The sequence below is a fragment of the Streptomyces sp. NPDC056835 genome (assembly GCF_042789485.1).
In the GTDB taxonomy this organism is placed as follows: domain Bacteria; phylum Actinomycetota; class Actinomycetes; order Streptomycetales; family Streptomycetaceae; genus Streptomyces.
Genome location: NZ_JBHUBB010000017.1, coordinates 54084 through 72279 on the forward strand (window position 1 = coordinate 54084; position 18196 = coordinate 72279).

Annotated in this window: 14 protein-coding genes; 10 read left to right on the forward strand and 4 right to left on the reverse strand. The window is 71.2% G+C overall.

The window, feature by feature from the left end; genetic code table 11:
• Positions 1–16: 16 nt before the first annotated feature.
• Positions 17–1150, forward strand: a complete 1134-nt coding sequence (gene mnmA / locus ACFRMN_RS20660) for a tRNA 2-thiouridine(34) synthase MnmA (RefSeq protein ID WP_383021521.1) — start codon at positions 17–19, stop codon at positions 1148–1150.
• A gap of 21 nt (positions 1151–1171) precedes the next feature.
• Here mnmA and ACFRMN_RS20665 read toward each other — a convergent pair whose 3' ends face one another.
• The gene (locus tag ACFRMN_RS20665; protein WP_383021523.1) at positions 1172–2827 is read right to left on the reverse strand and encodes an alpha-amylase family glycosyl hydrolase; all 1656 of its coding nucleotides are present in this window, start codon (positions 2825–2827) and stop codon (positions 1172–1174) included.
• A gap of 228 nt (positions 2828–3055) precedes the next feature.
• Between ACFRMN_RS20665 and ACFRMN_RS20670 the strand changes: the two genes are divergently transcribed.
• Positions 3056–5653, forward strand: a complete 2598-nt coding sequence (locus tag ACFRMN_RS20670) for a beta-galactosidase (protein ID WP_383021525.1) — start codon at positions 3056–3058, stop codon at positions 5651–5653.
• Positions 5654–5750: 97 nt separating this feature from the next.
• On the opposite strand, the gene ACFRMN_RS20675 is transcribed toward ACFRMN_RS20670, so the two are convergent.
• From ACFRMN_RS20675 to ACFRMN_RS20685, 3 genes are all read right to left on the reverse strand, one after another.
• Positions 5751–7358, reverse strand: coding sequence for an N-acetylmuramoyl-L-alanine amidase (locus ACFRMN_RS20675; RefSeq protein ID WP_383021528.1), 1608 nt, complete (start codon positions 7356–7358; stop codon positions 5751–5753).
• 252 nt (positions 7359–7610) lie between these two features.
• Positions 7611–8387: an alpha/beta fold hydrolase gene (locus ACFRMN_RS20680; protein WP_383021731.1), complete on the reverse strand. Its 777-nt coding sequence runs from the start codon at positions 8385–8387 to the stop codon at positions 7611–7613.
• A 64-nt stretch (positions 8388–8451) separates the two neighbouring features.
• Positions 8452–8829, reverse strand: coding sequence for a DUF427 domain-containing protein (locus ACFRMN_RS20685; protein WP_383021531.1), 378 nt, complete (start codon positions 8827–8829; stop codon positions 8452–8454).
• A 115-nt stretch (positions 8830–8944) separates the two neighbouring features.
• Here ACFRMN_RS20685 and ACFRMN_RS20690 point away from each other — a divergent pair, with 115 nt between their 5' ends.
• The 8 genes from ACFRMN_RS20690 (at position 8945) to ACFRMN_RS20725 (ending at position 18177) form a co-directional block, all read left to right on the forward strand.
• Positions 8945–9484 carry a TIGR00730 family Rossman fold protein gene (locus ACFRMN_RS20690; protein WP_383021534.1) on the forward strand — a complete coding sequence of 180 codons (540 nt, stop codon included), beginning with the start codon at positions 8945–8947 and terminating at the stop codon, positions 9482–9484.
• Positions 9485–9513: 29 nt separating this feature from the next.
• On the forward strand, positions 9514–10203 hold the full coding sequence (locus ACFRMN_RS20695; protein ID WP_383021537.1) for an SDR family oxidoreductase: 690 nt from the start codon (positions 9514–9516) through the stop codon (positions 10201–10203).
• Positions 10200–11264 carry a methionine synthase gene (locus tag ACFRMN_RS20700; RefSeq protein WP_383021539.1) on the forward strand — a complete coding sequence of 355 codons (1065 nt, stop codon included), beginning with the start codon at positions 10200–10202 and terminating at the stop codon, positions 11262–11264. Before ACFRMN_RS20695 ends, ACFRMN_RS20700 begins: the two co-directional genes overlap by 4 nt.
• Before the next feature lie 8 nt (positions 11265–11272).
• On the forward strand, positions 11273–13510 hold the full coding sequence (gene ligA / locus ACFRMN_RS20705; protein ID WP_383021733.1) for an NAD-dependent DNA ligase LigA: 2238 nt from the start codon (positions 11273–11275) through the stop codon (positions 13508–13510).
• Between the two features lie 262 nt (positions 13511–13772).
• A complete protein-coding gene (locus ACFRMN_RS20710) occupies positions 13773–15908 on the forward strand; it encodes a putative bifunctional diguanylate cyclase/phosphodiesterase (RefSeq protein ID WP_383021542.1) in 2136 nt (711 codons plus the stop codon).
• A gap of 216 nt (positions 15909–16124) precedes the next feature.
• Entirely contained in the window at positions 16125–16421 is a 297-nt protein-coding gene (gene gatC / locus ACFRMN_RS20715) for an Asp-tRNA(Asn)/Glu-tRNA(Gln) amidotransferase subunit GatC (protein WP_010984178.1), read from the forward strand.
• Positions 16422–16426: 5 nt separating this feature from the next.
• Complete coding sequence (gene gatA / locus ACFRMN_RS20720) at positions 16427–17938, forward strand: Asp-tRNA(Asn)/Glu-tRNA(Gln) amidotransferase subunit GatA (protein WP_383021545.1); 1512 nt, start codon at positions 16427–16429, stop codon at positions 17936–17938.
• Entirely contained in the window at positions 17935–18177 is a 243-nt protein-coding gene (locus tag ACFRMN_RS20725; RefSeq protein WP_383021548.1) for a hypothetical protein, read from the forward strand. The genes gatA and ACFRMN_RS20725 overlap by 4 nt, the downstream gene beginning before the upstream one ends.
• Positions 18178–18196: the final 19 nt, after the last annotated feature.

Here is an 18196-nt window from a genome sequence, read left to right on the forward strand (position 1 = left end):
GTACCCTGGTTGGGCTATGACTCAGAATTCCCAGCGCCCTCGCCCTCTTCGCGTGCTCGCCGCCATGTCGGGCGGCGTGGACTCAGCCGTCGCCGCCGCCCGTGCCGCCGAGGCGGGCCACGACGTGACCGGAGTGCATCTCGCGCTCTCCGCGAATCCGCAGTCCTTCCGTACCGGCGCGCGCGGCTGCTGCACCATCGAGGACTCCCGCGACGCGCGCCGCGCCGCCGATGTCATCGGGATCCCGTTCTATGTGTGGGATCTCGCCGAGCGCTTCCGCGAGGACGTCGTCGAGGACTTCGTCGCGGAGTACGAGGCCGGCCGCACCCCCAACCCGTGTCTGCGCTGCAACGAGAAGATCAAGTTCGCGGCGCTGCTCGACAAGGCGCTCGCCCTCGGCTTCGACGCCGTGTGCACCGGCCACTACGCGACGGTCGTCATGGGCCCCGACGGCGCACGTGAGCTGCACCGCGCGAGCGACATGGCCAAGGACCAGTCGTACGTACTGGGAGTTCTCGACGAGCGTCAGCTCGCCCACGCGATGTTCCCGCTCGGCGACACCCTCACCACCAAGGACGAGATCCGCGCGGAGGCCGAGCGCCGGGGCCTGGCGGTGGCGAAGAAGCCCGACAGCCATGACATCTGCTTCATCGCGGACGGCGACACCCAGGGCTTCCTCGCGGACCGGCTCGGCCGGGCGGAGGGCGACATCGTCGACGAGTCCGGTACGAAGGTGGGCAGCCACGACGGCGCGTTCGGCTTCACCATCGGCCAGCGCAAGGGCCTGCGCATCGGCCACCCGGCCCCCGACGGCAAGCCGCGCTACGTACTGGACATCTCCCCGGTCGACAACACCGTGACGGTCGGCCCGGCCGCCGCGCTGGACGTCATGGCGCTGACCGCCCGCAAGCCCCGCTGGTGCGGCACGGCCCCCACCGGCCCCGGCGCCTACACCGCCCAGCTGCGCGCCCACGGCGGCGAGACGGCGGTGACGGCGGAGCTGACCGACGGCACGCTCCACGTCCGCTTCGAGGAGCCCGTACGCGGCGTGGCGCCCGGCCAGGCGATCGTGCTGTACGACGGCACGCGCGTGGTCGGGTCGGCGACGATCGCGACGACGGAGCGGCGGACGGGAGCCCTGGCGGGCTGACTGGCCGGCCGGGGCCGCGGCTCAGCCGGCCTGCTCCCCGGGTGTGAGGTCGAACACCCCGTACGCGAAGCCCTGGGCCGTGATCGCGCGGCCGTCCACCGCCACGCCGGAGACTTCGAGTGCGCGTGCGTACGTGGTGTCGAGGGCGTCCGCCGTGAAGCCGGCCGGGGTCGCGCGCGGGTTGACGACGACGAGATGGCGCCCGCCCCGGACGTAGACGAACGGGTAGCCGGAGTGGAGCACCTCGACACCGCCCGCCGGGCCGAGTTCCGGCGTCGCCCGGCGCAGGGCGATCAGCCGGCGTACGAGATGGAGCAGCGAGCCCTCGTCGGCCCGTTGGGCGGCGACCGTAGGGCGGTCGGGGCTCGGGTCGAGGGGGAGGTAGAGGCTGTCCGGGGCGGAGACGGCCGAGAAGCCCGCGTTCGGGCTGTCGTCCCACTGCATGGGGGTGCGGGAGCCCGCCCGGTTGTAGCGCGGGCCCAGCACGCTGCCCTCGGTGTCGGGCAGGCCGGGGATGAAGCGCATGCCGATCTCGTCGCCGTAGTAGATCGCCGGCAGCGTCGGCCAGGTGAGCTGGAAGGCGAAGGCGGCGGGGAGCTGTTCTGCCGTACGCGGGCCGCAGTTGAGGCGCGCGAAGTCGTGGTTCGCGGTGGGCAGGGCGACATGGCCGCCGTCGCCGATGACGGAGACGGCCTCACGCCAGGCGTCCACGAAGACGCTCGGTGAGCCCTTGCCGCCGGGGTCGAAGAAGCAGTCGACCGGGTCCCAGCCGTCGTTGTCGGTGCCCTGACGGTTGTTCCACAGGGAGCGCAGCGGACGCCCCTCGGCCGGGCCGCCGAACTGGAGGAAGAAGTCCGTGTGGAACCCGGCGGGGACCGAGACGGCAGGGTCGCCCCACTCGGCGAGCAGGACCGCCTCGGGATGGGCGGCGTCGAGCCAGTGGCGCAGCTCCGTCCAGAGCGCGCGGGTCTCGGTCTGTCCGGGGTCGTCCTTGACGAGCGAGGCGGCCATGTCGACGCGGAATCCGGCCAGTCCGAGACCGAGCCAGTGGCCCATGACCTCGCGCAGGGCGGCGCGGTTGGCCCGAGGCCCGGGGGCGTCGGGGGCCTGGCGCCAGGGCTCGGCCGGATCGCTGCGCGCGTACCCGAAGTTGAGCGCGGGCTGCGAGTCGAAGAAGTTCGGCAGATAGGCGCCGGGGCGGGTGCCGGGCGAGGCCACGAACCCGGCGGGCGGGGGCGCGTCCGTCCCGGATCCGGTGTGCGTGGTGTGGGGATCGGCCCAATCGGCCCAGATGTAGCGGTGGTCCCGTGGGTCGTCGGCGGAGGCGGTGAACCAGGGGTGCTGGTCGGAGGTGTGTCCGGCGACGAGGTCGAGCAGGACGCGTATGCCGCGCCTGCGGGCCTCGGCCACCAGCCGGGCGAGGTCGTCGTCGGTGCCGTAGCGGGGCGCGACGGAGAGGTAGTCGCTGACGTCGTATCCGGCGTCGCGGAAGGGTGAGGCGAAACAGGGGTTGAGCCAGACCGTGTTCACGCCCAGCCAGGCGAGATGGTCGAGGCGTCCGGTGATGCCGGCGAAGTCACCGATGCCGTCGCCGTCGGAGTCGGCGAACGACTGTGGATAGATCTGGTAGAAGACGGCGTCGGCCAGCCAGGCGGGGGCGGGGCGGAACGGAGTCATGGGGGCGGTACGGCCTTTCCCTTGCGGTGGAGGGCTCTTCCCGTTACGGAAGCGTAACCAGGCGGACTCTTGTGGGTGTTGAGAAGCCTGCCCCAGGGTTCTGTATGCGCATACAGGCAGCGCATACATGCTGCCATCCGCTCCGAGGAGCCGCCACCCGTTCCCCACAGGAGAGCCGCCTTCCGAAGAGCCGCCACCCGTTCTCTTCCACTGAGGAAGTACGACGCCATGACGCATGTCCCCGCACCACGCCGCCGCACGGTCCTGGGCGGCGCCGCCCTCGGCACACTCGCCACCGCGGGCCTGTCCGCACCGGCCGCCCCGGCCGCGTACGCGGCGCAGGCGGCGCGGGGCGCGCCCGCCGGGCCGGCCCCGGCCGGCTCCGTCTCGTACCGGGACAAACAGCTCCTCATCGACGGCGACCCCGCGCTCGTCCTCGCCGGTGAGATCCACTATTTCCGGCTGAAGCGGGCGGACTGGCAGTCACGGCTCGACCGGGCGAAGGCCGCCGGCCTCAACACCATCGCCTCGTACATCCCCTGGATGTGGCACGAACTCCCGGACGGCACCATCGATGTCACCGGCCGCACCCGCCCCGAGCGCGACCTCGGCGCCTTCATCGATCTCTGCCACCGCAACGGTTTCCTCTTCATCGCCCGCCCCGGCCCCTTCACCATGGCCGAACTCAAGGGCGAGGGCGTCCCCGACCGGGTGCGCGAGGACCACCCGGAGATCGTCTCCACCGGCTGGTACGACGCCCCCGCCACCACCCCCACCGTCGACTATCTCGCGCCCGCCTTCCTCCAGGAGGCGCGCCGCTGGTACGCGGGGGTGATGCCGGTGCTCGCGGAACGGCTGCGCGGCAGAGGCGGCCCCGTCGTCTCCGTGCAACTGGACAACGAGATCGGCATGCTGGCCTGGGTCAGCAACTCGCCCGATCTGACGGACCATCTGACGGCCGACTTCGACGGCTGGCTGCGCGAGGAGTACGGGGACGGTCTGGCGGACCGCTACCCGTTCGCCGGCGCGGACCCGGCCGGGCGGCGCAAGGCCATCCGCAACCCCGAGGACGCGTACGGCGCGGCCCTGATGCACGATCTGGGCCGGTTCATGCGGGGACGCTTCGCGCGGTACGTCACCGAGCTGCGCCGGGCCGCCGAGACGCACGGTGTCACGGGCGTCCCGTTCGTCATCAACATCCACGGCACCTCCGACAGCCGCGCCGAGCCGTTCCCCATCGGAATCAGCCAGCTGATGGAGACCTACGCGGGGGTCGAGGGGACGATCTCCGGCGCGGACTTCTATCTGGGTGATCTGACCTTGCGCAACGTCACCGACCTGTATCTGATCAATGCGTTCATGGACGCGGTCAACGACAAGGATCAACCCGTCACGGCGCTGGAGTTCGACGCGGGGCACGCCGACTACGGGCAGAACATGGACAGTCAGACCAGCCCGTCCGGCGTCGATCTGAAGACCCGGCTCTGTGTCGCACAGGGCGCGAAAATGATCAACTACTACCTGTTCGCGGGCGGGTTCAACCCGAAGCTCGACAAGCCGGCGGGCGACGGGAACGACCGCATCGGCATCACCGGCGAGCGGCACGGCTTCGCGGCACCGGTCGATCCGGAGGGCCGACCCGGGGTCAGCTACGCGGCCACGCGGCGTACGGTACGTGCCATGGGCGGGCCGGCCGAAGTGCTCGCGCCGATGCGGACGACCTACGACGACGTGGCGCTCGGGTTCGTACCCGATCACTATCTGACCGAATACCACCCGCCGAAGCTCGCATCGGTCCAGCGCGTGCTGGACGAAGCGGTGAACACGCGCGGCGCCGGTCCCCGGGGCTCGCTGGCCCGCGCGATGCTCCTCGGCGGCTTCCGCTACCGGAGCGTGAACCTCCAGGCGGGCGACCTCGATCCGGCGCGCGTACCGGTGCTCGCGCTGGCGACGGGCGAGCATCTGGGGGCGGAGCTCCAGCGCCGACTGGTCCGCTATCTCGAAGCGGGCGGGAAGCTGCTGCTGTCCGGCAGGCTCCCGGTCAAGGACATGGCCGACCGGCGGTGCACGGTGCTCGCGGAGGCGCTGGGGCTCACGGCCGGCGAAACGATGACGGACGCGAACCGCTTCTGGCTCTCGGTCACCGCCCACGGCTGGGCGGCGCCCCTCCCGGAAGTACGGCTCTCACGCGCCCAGTTGTGCGCGCCCGCGCGCGGTACGACGGTGCTGCGCGAGCTCTCCACGGGCAAGGGCTGCGGCTTCGACATCCCCGTGGGCCGGGGCCGGGCGGTGGTGATCACCACGGACTACCAGTGCGATCTGACCTTCTGGGGCCGCGCCTTCCGCGCGCTGGACGCCGCCCCCGCCCTCCGGCACAGCGCGACCGACCCGGGAGTCTTCCTGCTGACGACGGCGGACGGCGAGCGCGGACGGCTGCTGCACGCCTTCAACGTCTCCTCCGGCTACGGCCAGGACTTCACGGTCACCGAACACGGCAAACCCCTCTTCGGCGGGGAGAGGCTGCGTCTGCCCGGGCGTACGGCGGCGATGCTGCCGCTCGGACTCACGGCGGGTGGGCTCCGGATCGCGTACGCGACGGCGGAACTGACCGGCGTCGCCGATGGCCGGGCGACCTTCCGCGCGCTCGGCGCGCTCGGCGGGGATGGCGGTGACGGCGGGGAGCCGGTGGCCGGGGAGTCGGTGGTCGGGGAGTCCGTGGTCGCGGTGGAGGGCAGAGCGGTGTGCGACGGCGCGCGCGTGTCGACGGAGGGCGGGCGGACCGTCCTGCGCGTACGGCGCGCCGAGTTCACCGTCCGCCGCGCCTGACGCACCGCGCGGCCCCGGGGAAAGCCCGGGGCCGCGCGGTCGGAGCGGTCGGAGCGGTCGGCGCGGACGTCGCGGCCGGATTCGGGGGAGGCGGCGCCTACCGGCCCGCCTGAAGGGCCGACCACGTCGCGGGACCGGCGATGCCGTCTACGGTCAGACCACGGCCGCCCTGGTAGTCGCGGACGGCCTGCGTCGTGTTCGGCCCGAACTGGCCGTCGATGGACACGGTCCGGCCGAGGGCCGCCGTCAACGCGCGCTGAAGACGCTCCACTACGGCGCCCGTGCTTCCCTCCCGCACCACGGAGGCGGTCCCCGCGGCGAGCAGGGCCGTCCAGGTGCGGGCGCCGACGACGCCGTCCGAGGGCAGCCCGCGGCCGGTCTGGAAGGAGGTGACCGCGCTCGTGGTCCGGGTGCCGAAGACACCGTCCGCGGTGCCGGCGTCGTGGCCCTGCTGGTTCAGCAGGGTCTGAGCGGCCTTCACCTGGGCGCCGGTGGAACCGGAGCGCAGCGTGTCGTACGAGGGGAAGCCGAGCTGGACGCTTCCGCCGCCCCCGCCGCCGGTGCTGCCTCCCACCAGCTGCATGAAGTAGGTCCAGTTCCAGTTCGGTCCCGGATCGGTGTGGTCGTTGCCCGGCACCTCCGCGTGGCCGACTATGTGCGCCCGGTCCTTGGGTATGCCGTACCGGTCGCAGAGGTACTTGGTGAGGGCGGCCGACGACCGGTACATCGAGTCGGTGAACCAGCTCGGGTTGTCGACGAAGCCTTCGTGCTCGATCCCCAGGCTGGAGGAGTTGGCCGAGCGGGCGTGGTAGGCGGTGTCGCTGTCGCGGACCATCTGGGTGACGGCGCCGTCCGAGGAGCGGACCACGTAGTGCGAGCTGACCTGCGAGGACGGGTTCTGGAACCAGCTGATGGTCCCGGCGTACGAGCCCTGTGTGACATGCATGACCACGCTGGTGATCGACGCGGACCGGCCGGCCGCGTAATTGGCCGAGTTGGCCGGCACCCACGCCGCGTCCGGATAGTCCGGGGAGAGTGCGGCGCGACGCGGATCCGCGTCCGCGTACGGGCCGCGCTCGGGCTCGACGGCGCGGGGCCGTACGGTGACGCTCTCGCCACCCGCGACGTCCGCGTCGATGCCCCGCGCGAGGAGCGTGTAGACGGTGTCGGCGTAGAGCCGCGCGGTGCGGACGTCGCTCGCCCCGCCGTACCGCGCGACCACCGGGTACCACTCGTCGAGGCTGCCGCGCTCCGTGCTGTCCAGCCCCAGCCCGTCGGCGTAGGCGCGCAGTACGGCCGCGCCGCCGCGGATGTTCGCCGCCGTGTCCTCGCGCAGCTCGGTGCTCCGCTCGCCGGTCAGCTCGGCGGCCTTCTCCAGGGTGCGGTTCGTGGGGTTGCTCACCAGGTGCATCACCCCGTAGCCGTTGGCCTGGCTGGGTTCGCCCCGGTGCCCGTCGAGGTGTGTCTCGCCGTACCCGACGGCCACCAACAGGTCCCGGGGGACCTCGAATTCGGCCGCGGCCCGGGTGAAGGCCCGGCTCATGCCGTCCCGGTCCGACGGGGTGACGGGCGCGGGCGCGGCGCCCGCGGACTGGGCCGTGGCGAGGAGCACCGTGGTGACCAGGCCACCGAGTGCGGACAGCGCCGTTCTTTTCGACGGCGTTCTCCGCCACGGCCTGTTCCCCGGCGTCGATCGTCGGTACATGCTTCCTCCTGGCCGTTTCGCGGTCTCCGCCTGAGCGGATCCGTGGGGCGCGAGTGGGGGTCTACGCGAGTTGAACGCACTACTCCTATCGAGTGGTCATGCCCACGTCAAGTACCACCCGTCGGGTGGGCTACCCCAGTGACCCATTGGCCGGGAATCACGTTTTTGCCGGAAAGCCGCCGGTGAAAAGCCGCCGGCGAACAGCCGCCGGCCAGAAGCCTTGGAGACCGCGCGGATAGGCGGGGCGGCCTCTTACGCCGCGAAGAACTCCTCCAGGACCGGTGCCAGCACATGGGGCGCCACCTCATGCGTCTGACCCGTCAGCGTGCGGTGCCGGCCACGGGGGAGGGCCTGGGCCACCGCGCGGGCGGCGTCGCGCAGCGGCAGCGGGCTGGCGCCGCCGTCCACCACCATCGCGCGCGTCCTGATCGTCGCCAGCCGGTCGGCCGGGATGAGCCCCGGTCCCAGTACGGCGCTGTCGTACGCCAGGGTGTGCGCCAGCGCGGCCAGATCCGGCCACATCGGGGACTGGCGCAGGCGGGCGATCATCTCGGGCACCGTCCCCACCAGCGAGAGGAACAGCTCCACCGCCTCGCCACGCCGCCCACGCGCCAGCAGGTCCACGAGCCGATCGCGGTAGGCCCTGTTGCCCGGCAGCTCGGCCGGATCGGTGGCGTACGGGGGCTCGTACACGGCGAATTGGGTGATCGGCAGGCCCGCGGCCGTCGCCTCCAGGACCAGGGCGGCGCCCGAGGAAGCGCCGTACACGGACGCGCTCCCGCCCGCCACCTCAAGGAGCGCGGCCAGATCCTCGGTCTCCCGCTCCACGGCGTACGGACCGCTCTCGCCGCTGGCGCCGCGCCCGCGCCGGTCGTAGGTGATCACGCCGAAGCGCGGCGCGAGCAGCTTGGCCAGCGGGGCATCGGATTCGGCGGTGTTGAGCGCGCCCCCCACCAGAATCACCGGCGGGCCGTCCCCCGACCGCCGGTACGCGATCGGGGTGCCGTCCCCCGATGTCACCGTGCACACATTGTTCATACCGACTCAGACCGGCGTGCCCGGCGCAACTCATCGCTCGCGGAGGAAGTTTTTCTCAGGCCCCGACGACCTCCGTGTCCCCGACGACCTCCGTGTCGTAGAAGCAGAAGTGGTCCTTGATCCGTGCGACCTCGGCCTTGGGCGTGGGGTACGCCCAGACCAGATCCGGCGCGCCGGGCAGCGACCAGTACGAGGCGTCGCCCTTGAACGGGCAGTGGGTGGAGGTGTCGGAGGGCGTCAGCAGATCGGTGCGCACGTCCTCGGGCGGGAGGTAGTAGCGGACCGGAGAGCCGGTCTCGCGCAGGAGCAGCGGGCGCCGGCTCTCCGCGATGATCCGGCCGTCACGTACGACCCGTACATGCTCCGTGCCCTGTTCGATCGTGATGCGGTGTCCAGTGCCAGTGCCAGTGCCAGTGCCAGTGCCAGTGCTCATGGTGCTCCGCCCCTTCGCTGGTGCGGGTCATCACCCGCTCGGTCCCGCTGTTCGGTCCCTCCGTACCTTCAGCAACGATCCATGGCGCGCTCTTCCCGCCCGTACCGTTTACCTCATGAATATCTGTGTCTTCCTCTCCGCCGCCGATCTCCCCGAGCGCTACACCCGCCCCGCCCGAGAATTCGCCGAACTGATCGGCAAGGGCGGCCACACCCTCGTATGGGGCGGTTCCGACAGCGGACTGATGAAAGTGGTCGCCGACGGGGTGCAGGAGGCGGGCGGGCGACTCGTCGGAGTCTCCGTGGACTTCCTCAGCGAGGTGGCCCGCCCGAACGCCGACGAGATGGTGATCGCCAAGGACCTCGCCGAACGCAAGGCCCTGCTGCTCGCCAAGTCCGACGCGGTCGTGATCATGGTCGGTGGTGCGGGGACGCTGGACGAGGCCACCGAGATCCTGGAGCTCAAGAAGCACGCCCTGCACACCAAGCCCGTGGTGCTGCTCAACACGGCCGGCTTCTACGACGGACTCAAGCAGCAGTTCCGGCGGATGGACGAGGACGGCTTCCTGCCGCTTCCCCTCACCGACCTGGTGTTCTTCGCCGAGGACGGGGTGAGTGCGCTCGCCTATCTTGAGGAGTCCGCGGGCGTTCAGTGATCGGGGCGCGGTGATGCGACCATGACCGCATGGCTACCCATCTGATCACCGGTGCGGGCTCCGGCATCGGCGCCGCTGTCGCGCGCCGGCTGCACGAGCGCGGCGACGACCTGATTCTCTTCGCCCGTGACGCCGGCCGCGCCAAGGACCTCGGATCCGCCTTCCCCGGCGCCCGTACCCTCGTCGGCGACCTCGCCAACCCGGACCGGCTCTCCTGGGCGCTCGCTCAGCAGTCGCCGCCGGACCGGCTCGACTCGCTGCTGCACATCGCGGGCGTCGTCGACCTGGGGCCTGTCGGGGACCTGACCCCCAAGACCTGGCACCACCAGCTGAATGTGAACCTGGTCGCCCCCGCCGAGCTGACCCGGCTCCTGCTGCCCCAACTCCGGGTCTCCCACGGCCAGGTGATCTTCGTCAACTCGGGAGCCGGGCTCAGCGCGCACGCCGAGTGGGGGGCGTACGCCGCGTCCAAGCACGGCCTCAAGGCGCTCGCCGACGCGCTGCGCGAGGAGGAGCGGGCGAGCGGTCTGCGGGTGACCTCCGTCTATCCGGGCCGTACGGCGAGCCCCATGCAGGCCAAGGTCCACCAGCAGGAGGGCAAGGAGTACGACCCCGGCCGCTGGATCGACCCCGGGTCCGTGGCGACGACGATCCTCGCGGCGCTCGACCTGCCGCGCGACGCGCGGATCGACGACGTGACCGTACGGCCGGGCCGGTGAGCGCGCTGATGGACGACTCGCGGAACGAGCCTGTGACCGGGCCTGCGACCGGGCCTGTGGCCGAGCCGGCCAGGGCGGTCTGGGGAGCCGCCACGGGGATCGGTTCCCTGCCCGGCGGCGACGCCCGGGAGACCGCCAAGGCCGTCACCGGTAGCTTCGAGGACTTCCCGCATCTGCCCGAGCTGCCCGCACGCGGCCCCGGCGCCGACATGATCGGCCGCACGGCGGGGCTGCTCGTCGAGGTCTACGCGCGTGTGGAGCCCAGCGGCTGGCGGATCGGTGACCGGCCGGGCCGTGACACCAAACGGGCCTGGTCCTGGATGGGCGAGGACCTCGACGCGCTGGAGGAGTTCACCCAGGGGTACGAGGGCCCGCTCAAGGTCCAGGCCGTCGGGCCGTGGACGCTGGCCGCCTCGCTGGAGCTGCGCAACGGCGAGTCGGCGCTCGGCGACCCCGGAGCCTGCCGGGATCTGACCGGCTCGCTGGTGGAGGGGCTGACCGCGCATCTCGCGGAGGTACGGCGCCGGGTGCCCGGCGCCGTACCGGTGCTCCAGATCGACGAGCCGTCCCTCACCGCCGTACTGCGCGGACACGTCAGGACGGCCAGTGGCTACCGCACGCACCGCGCGGTGGACCGCCAGATCGTGGAGAGCGCGCTGCGCGAGGTGACCGCGCTCAGCGCCGGGACGGCGGTCGTGCACTCCTGCGCGCCCGACGTTCCGTTCGCCCTGCTGAGGCGGGCGGGCGCGGCGGCGGTCTCGTTCGATTTCGGTCTGCTCACCGAGCGTGACGAGGAGACCATCGGTGAGGCGGTCGAGGGCGGAACGAAACTCTTCGCCGGAATCGTCCCGGGCACCGACGGCCCGTTGTCAGACCCTGCCGGTAGCGTCATGGGTGTCAGGACGCTGTGGCGCAGGCTGGGGCTGAATCCGGGGACTCTCGCGGAGTCCGTGGTGCTCACCCCGTCGTGCGGGCTCGCGGGGGCCTCTCCCGCGTACGCGCGCGCCGCCATGGCGCACTGCGTCAGGGCCGCGAGATCCCTCGTGGACAACCCTGAGTGACGATCCGGATGACGGGTCATGGTGAACGGGAGGACGAAACGGTGGCTGGCGAACAGCGGACGGCGGTGCCCGCCGAGGCACGGGAGCGGCATGCCCAACTCGCCGAGCGGATCGAGGAGCACCGCTTCCGGTATTACGTGAAGGACCAGCCGGTCATCAGCGACGGCGAGTTCGACACACTGCTGCGGTCGCTGGAGGCGCTGGAGGAGGAGTATCCGGAGCTGCGCACGCCCGACTCGCCGACCCAGAAGGTCGCGGGGGCGTACGAGACGGACTTCACCGCGGTCCAGCACCGCGAGCGGATGCTCTCCCTGGACAACGCGTTCGACGACGAGGAGCTGGCGACCTGGGCCGACCGGGTCGCCAGGGATGTGGGCACGCCCGGCTTCCACTACCTGTGCGAGCTGAAGGTCGACGGGCTCGCGGTCAATCTCACCTATGAGCACGGCAGACTGACCCGCGCCGCCACCCGCGGCGACGGCCGTACGGGCGAGGACATCACGCCCAACGTCCGTACGATCGCCGAGATCCCGCACCGGCTGACGGGCGAGCGCGTGCCGGATCTGGTGGAGATCCGCGGCGAGGTGTACTTCCCGATGGAGGCGTTCCAGGAGCTGAACGCGCGTCTGGTGGCGGCCGGTGACAAGCCGTTCGCCAACCCGCGCAACGCGGCGGCGGGCTCACTGCGCCAGAAGGATCCCAAGATCACCGCGACGCGCCCGCTGCACATGGTGGTGCACGGCATCGGGGCCCGCGAGGGCTTCGACATCGACTGCCTCTCGCACGCGTACGACCTGCTGCGCGGGTGGGGGCTGCCGACCGCCCGGCACAACAAGGTGGTCGGATCGATCGGGGAGGTACGGGAGTTCATCGCGTACTTCGGCGAGCACCGCCACTCCGTGGAGCACGAGATCGACGGTGTGGTCGTCAAGCTCGACGAGATCCCCCTCCAGGGCCGGCTGGGCTCCACCTCGCGCGCCCCGCGCTGGGCGATCGCCTGGAAGTACGCGCCCGAGGAGGTCAACACCAAGCTGGTGAACATCCGGGTGGGTGTCGGCCGCACCGGGCGCGTCACGCCGTACGCGCAGGTCGAGCCGGTCACGGTCGCCGGGTCCGAGGTCGAGTTCGCCACACTGCACAACCAGGACGTGGTGAAGGCCAAGGGCGTCTGGATCGGTGACACGGTCGTGATCCGCAAGGCCGGCGATGTCATCCCGGAGATTCTCGGCCCGGTCATCGATCTGCGGCCCGAGGACGCGTACGAGTTCGAGATGCCGGCGGTGTGTCCCGAGTGCGGTACGGAGCTGCGGGCCATGAAGGAGGGCGATATCGACCTCCGCTGCCCCAACGCCCGCACCTGCCCGGCCCAGTTGCGCGAGCGGCTGTTCTATCTCGCCGGCCGTAAGTGCCTGGACATCGAGAACTTCGGTTATGTGGCCGCCGCCGCCCTGACCAGACCGCTGGAGCCGGACACACCGCCGTTGGTGGACGAGGGCGATCTCTTCGATCTGACGGTCGAACAGCTGCTGCCCATCAAGGCGTATGTCCTCGACCAGGACAGCGGGTTGCCCAAGCGCGACCCGAAGTCCGGTGAGGAGAAGGTCGTCACGGTCTTCGCCAATCAGGAGGGCGAGCCGAAGAAGAACGCCCTGGCGATGCTTCAGAACATCGCGGCGGCCAAGGAACGCCCACTGGCGCGGATCATCGCCGGGCTCTCCATCCGCCATGTCGGGCCGGTCGCCGCGGAGGCGCTGGCCAGGGAGTTCCGCTCGATCGACCGGATCGAGCAGGCCACGGAAAAGGAGCTGGCCGACGTCGACGGAGTGGGGGCGATCATCGCCACCTCCGTCAAGGAATGGTTCGAGGTCGACTGGCACCGCGAGATTCTGCGCAAGTGGCGGACTGCCGGGGTACGTATGGAGGAGGAGGGCACCGGCGAGGACGAGGCACCACGGCCGTTGGAGGGCCTGACGGTTGTCGTCACGGGCACGCTGGAGCGATACACGAGGGATGGCGCGAAAGAGGCGCTTCAAACCCGTGGCGCGAAGGTGACCGGGGCCGTCTCGAAGAAGACCGGCTTCGTGGTGGTCGGGGAGAACCCCGGTTCGAAGTACGACAAAGCGATGCAGCTGAAGGTTCCGGTCCTGGACGAACAGGCGTTCACCATCCTGCTCGAACAGGGTCCGGACGCGGCCAGGGAGGCCGCGATCAGGCCGGAAGAGGCATCGGCCACCCCCGAGGAGTAGCGCGACAATCCCCCGGAAAGCGGAGTCCAACGCCGTCTAATTCGGGCCGCAAAGCTCACCCGTTCGGCGCATACCAGATGGATACGGATGGGCAGGTCGCATTCGGGCAACAGCTGTAGAGCGCTGCCCGTCGGAGCGTTCCGCGGCCTACTGTTGAGAGGTGCGCCTGTCGTGAACGGCTGAGTGGTGTGATTCCGGCCGTGTGTGCATGACAACGTGACATCGCGTGGCATCGGCTTCGCCGGCTGTGAGAGGGACGGGAATGAAACCGACCGAGAGCGCCGCCCCGGTCTCACCCCCGCGCGGATTCGCGCGAATTGCGGGCCTTGCGGCCAGGACGCCCGCTCTTGTGGTGGGATTCGCCGTCGTCGTACTGGCGACGGGACTGTTCCATACGGTGCGCGACGGCCACGCGCTCTTCCCCGGTGGCACATCGGGATGGGCGCTGGCCGTGCTGACCGGCATCATCGTGGGCCATCTGGTTGCCCTCGGCCGGGACCGCTGGTGGGGCGGCACGGGCTCCGGCGCCGCCCTCACCCTGGCCGTCCTGCTGCTCTACGGCTGGGTGGCGGCCGGACTGGTCTCGCTGGCCGTCGTGGTGCTGGTCGGGGTGGCCCGCAGACACCGCTGGCGGCTGGGCGTCCTGCACGGCGCGGCGGACATGCTGGGAATCGGCGCCGCCGCGCTCGTCCTCGCGCTGTTCGGTGTGGTCCCCACCGTCGAGCACCCCTGGCAGCCGCTCGACTGGGGGTTCGCCAGCGTCGTGGAAATCGTGCTGGCCGCCGCCGCCCATCTCGTGGTCACCCGGATGCTGCTCTGGTACGCGCTCTCCCCGCAGAGCGGCGGGCTGCCGACCGTCGCCCGAACGGCCCTGTACCGGCAGGGTCTGGTCGCGGTCGCCCTGCTCGGTATCGCGCCGCTGATCTGTGTGGTCGCGGTGTCCCTGCCGGTCCTGCTGCCGCTCTTCGCGATCCCGCTGATCGCCCTCGACTCCACACTCTGGATCGCCCGGGCACGGGCCGAGGAGCAGCTGCGCGACCCGCTCACCAAACTGCCCAACCGGCAGTGGCTGCTGGAGCGCACCTGGTCGGCGCTGGAGGAGGCGGAGGGACTGGGCGCCAGGGCCGGACTGGTCCTGATCGACCTCGACCGCTTCCGTTCGGTCAATGACACGCTCGGTCATCTCGCGGGAGACCGGCTGCTGTTGCAGATAGCCGATCGGCTCCGGCTGGCCCTGCCACGCGGCGCCGAGGCCGCGCGGCTCGGCGGCGACGAGTTCGCGGTGCTGCTGCCGACCTGCGACTCCACGACCAGCGCCCAGCGGGTCGCCCGCCATCTGGTGGCCGAGCTGTCCTCGCCGCTGGACCTCGACGGGCTGACGCTCGTCCTGGAGGCGAGCGCCGGAGTCGCCGTCTATCCCGAGCACGCGATGGACGCCGAAGGGCTGCTGCGGCGCGCGGACGTCGCGATGTACCAGGCGAAGCGGGACCGTACGGGCGTGGAGGTCTACGAGTCCAAGCGGGACTCCAACACCCCGGACCGCCTCGGCCTGCTGGGCGATCTGCGCCGCGCGCTGGACGCGGGCGAGGTGGAGCTGCACTACCAGCCCAAGGTCCGGTTCGACGGCCAGGTCGCCGGGCTGGAGGCGCTGGTGCGCTGGGTGCACCCGGAGCGCGGCCGGGTCCCTCCCGACGACTTCATCGCGATCGCCGAGTCCTCCGGTCTGATGCCTCATCTCACCGAATACGTACTGGAGATGGCGCTCGCCCAGGTCGCCCGCTGGCGGTCCCAGGGCCTGATGGTGCCGGTGGCGGTCAATGTCTCCCCGCGAGACGTGCACACCCCCGGTTTCGCCGGCGCGGTGGCGGCGAGGCTGGCCCGGCACGGCGTACCGGCCGGCTCCCTCCAGCTGGAGATAACGGAACACGTCCTGCTGGAGGACCCCCAGCGGGCGGCCGACACCCTCGCGGGGCTGACCGGGCACGGTGTGAAGATGTCCCTCGACGACTTCGGCACGGGGTACTCCTCCCTGGTGCATCTGCGGCGGCTGCCGGTCAGCGAGCTGAAGATCGACCGCTCCTTCGTGGCCAGGCTCGCCGTCGACACCGAGGACGCGGAGATCGTCCGCTGCACGGTCGATCTGGCGCACTCACTGGGCCTGCTGGTCGTCGCGGAGGGCGTCGAGGACGACGAGACCTGGGAGCGGCTGCGGGATCTGGGCTGTGACGCGGTACAGGGCTGGCTGGTGGCCGCCGCGATGCCGCCGCACGAGGCGACGGCCTGGCTGCTGGCCAGGGGCGAGCGCGGCTGGCAGCGCCCGGCGGAGGTGGAGGCGGCGCGCGCCCGCCGGCTCGCCGTCGAGCGCGCCCGGGAGCAGTCGGGCCAGGTGGTCCAGTGACGGCTGCCGGGCCGGCCGCCCGCTGAGGAGAGCGGGCGAGGAGAGCGGGTGCGGTGAGGGCGGGCCGGGGGCCCTCGGGACGGGTTCCCGTGGCCTGCGGGACGGGGTTCCCGGGGCCCCTGAAACGGGGCGAGGGCAAACCGTTTCGTGGCCAGGGGGCCCGGCCCCATAGGATTGGGCCAAAACCAATCACACTCACCCCCTGAGGATCGCTGCATGCCTGGCATTACGCGCGAGGAGGTCGCCCACCTCGCCCGGCTGGCGCGTCTGGAGCTGAAGGCCGAAGAGCTCGATCACTTCGCCGGACAGCTCGACGACATCATCGGCGCGGTCGCCCGCGTATCCGAGGTAGCCGACCAAGACGTACCGCCGACCTCCCACCCGCTGCCGCTGACCAATGTCATGCGCGCGGACGAGGTCCGTCCTTCGCTCACCCCCGAGCAGGCGCTCTCCGGCGCCCCCGCCCAGGAGCAGCAGCGTTTCAAGGTGCCGCAGATCCTGGGGGAGGACTAACAGCCATGACGGACAACAGCAAGATCGAGAACTGCGTCAAGCTCACCGCCGCCGAGATCGCCGCGAAGATCGCCTCCGGCGAACTCACGGCCGTCGAGGTCACCGAGGCCCATCTCGCCAGGATCGAGGCCGTCGACGAGAAGGTCCACGCCTTCCTCCATGTCGACCGCGAGGGCGCGCTGGCCCAGGCCCGCGCCGTGGACGCGAAGCGGGCGGCGGGCGAGAAGCTCGGACCGCTGGCCGGTGTCCCGCTCGCGCTCAAGGACATCTTCACCACCGAGGGCGTGCCGACCACCGTCGGTTCCAAGATCCTCGAAGGCTGGATCCCGCCCTACGACGCGACGCTCACGAAGAAGCTCAAGGCGGCCGACGTCATCATCCTGGGCAAGACCAACATGGACGAGTTCGCCATGGGGTCCTCCACGGAGAACAGCGCGTACGGCCCCACCGGCAACCCCTGGGACCTGACCCGGGTGCCCGGCGGCTCCGGCGGCGGCTCGTCCGCCTCGCTCGCCTCGTACCAGGCGCCGCTGGCCATCGGCACGGACACCGGCGGCTCCATCCGCCAGCCCGCCGCGCTGACCGGCACGGTCGGCGTCAAGCCGACGTACGGCGTGGTCTCCCGCTACGGCATGGTCGCCTTCTCGTCCTCCCTCGACCAGGGCGGCCCCTGCGCCCGTACGGTCCTGGACGCCGCCCTGCTGCACGAGGCGATCGCCGGCCACGACCCGCTCGACTCGACCTCCATCGACGCCCCGGTCCCGCCGGTCGTCGAGGCGGCCCGCAACGGCTCGGTCGCCGGGATGCGCGTCGGGGTCGTCAAGCAGTTCCGCGGCGAGGGCTACCAGGCCGGTGTCGTCCAGCGCTTCGACGAGTCCGTCGAACTGCTCAAGGGGCTCGGCGCCGAGATCGTCGAGCTGGACTGCCCGTCCTTCGACCTCGGCCTCGCCGCGTACTACCTGATCGCGCCGTCCGAGTGCTCCTCGAACCTCGCCCGCTTCGACGCCATGCGCTACGGCCTGCGGGTCGGCGACGACGGTACGAGGTCCGCCGAGGACGTCACGGCCCTGACCCGTGAGGCCGGCTTCGGCGACGAGGTCAAGCGCCGCATCATGCTCGGTACGTACGCGCTCAGCTCCGGTTACTACGACGCGTACTACGGCTCGGCGCAGAAGGTCCGCACACTCATCACCCGGGACTTCGAGAAGGCGTTCGAACAGGTCGATGTGATCGTCTCCCCGACGACCCCGACCACCGCCTTCCCGATCGGCGAGCGCGCCGACGACCCGATGGCGATGTATCTCGCGGATCTGTGCACGATCCCGACCAACCTGGCCGGCAACGCCGCCATGTCGCTGCCCTGCGGCCTCGCACCGGAGGACGGCCTCCCGGTCGGACTGCAGATCATCGCCCCCGCCATGAAGGACGACCGGCTCTACAAGGTCGGTGCCGCCGTCGAGGCGGCCTTCGTGGAAAAGTGGGGCCACCCGCTGCTTGAGGAGGCTCCGTCACTATGACCAGTGCAATGAGCAAGGCCAAGGGCTTCAAGAAGTCCAAGGCCGGCACGTATCTGTCGATCGGGTCCAGCGCGTTCGGCGCGATCAGCGTCGTCAAGCAGGCCAGAACGGCTCGCAAGGACAATGACACGCTCCGGCTGGTCGACGCGGTCGTCTCCGCCGCCGCCATCGTCACAGGCGTCGCTCTGCTCCTGCGCGAGCTGAAGCGCCTGGGCGACGACGACGTTCTGCTGGGCTGACCGGCTGCCGGGGACCCGC

Bases quoted from the DNA above. Each gene is read 5' to 3' on its own strand.
- mnmA (WP_383021521.1), top strand. From the start codon at position 17: ATGACTCAGAATTCCCAGCGCCCTCGCCCTCTTCGCGTGCTCGCCGCC.
- ACFRMN_RS20665 (WP_383021523.1), bottom strand. From the start codon at position 2,827: ATGACTCCGTTCCGCCCCGCCCCCGCCTGGCTGGCCGACGCCGTCTTC.
- ACFRMN_RS20670 (WP_383021525.1), top strand. From the start codon at position 3,056: ATGACGCATGTCCCCGCACCACGCCGCCGCACGGTCCTGGGCGGCGCC.
- ACFRMN_RS20675 (WP_383021528.1), bottom strand. From the start codon at position 7,358: ATGTACCGACGATCGACGCCGGGGAACAGGCCGTGGCGGAGAACGCCG.
- ACFRMN_RS20685 (WP_383021531.1), bottom strand. From the start codon at position 8,829: ATGAGCACTGGCACTGGCACTGGCACTGGCACTGGCACTGGACACCGC.
- ACFRMN_RS20690 (WP_383021534.1), top strand. From the start codon at position 8,945: ATGAATATCTGTGTCTTCCTCTCCGCCGCCGATCTCCCCGAGCGCTAC.
- ACFRMN_RS20695 (WP_383021537.1), top strand. From the start codon at position 9,514: ATGGCTACCCATCTGATCACCGGTGCGGGCTCCGGCATCGGCGCCGCT.
- ligA (WP_383021733.1), top strand. From the start codon at position 11,273: ATGACGGGTCATGGTGAACGGGAGGACGAAACGGTGGCTGGCGAACAG.
- ACFRMN_RS20710 (WP_383021542.1), top strand. From the start codon at position 13,773: ATGAAACCGACCGAGAGCGCCGCCCCGGTCTCACCCCCGCGCGGATTC.
- gatC (WP_010984178.1), top strand. From the start codon at position 16,125: ATGCCTGGCATTACGCGCGAGGAGGTCGCCCACCTCGCCCGGCTGGCG.
- gatA (WP_383021545.1), top strand. From the start codon at position 16,427: ATGACGGACAACAGCAAGATCGAGAACTGCGTCAAGCTCACCGCCGCC.
- ACFRMN_RS20725 (WP_383021548.1), top strand. From the start codon at position 17,935: ATGACCAGTGCAATGAGCAAGGCCAAGGGCTTCAAGAAGTCCAAGGCC.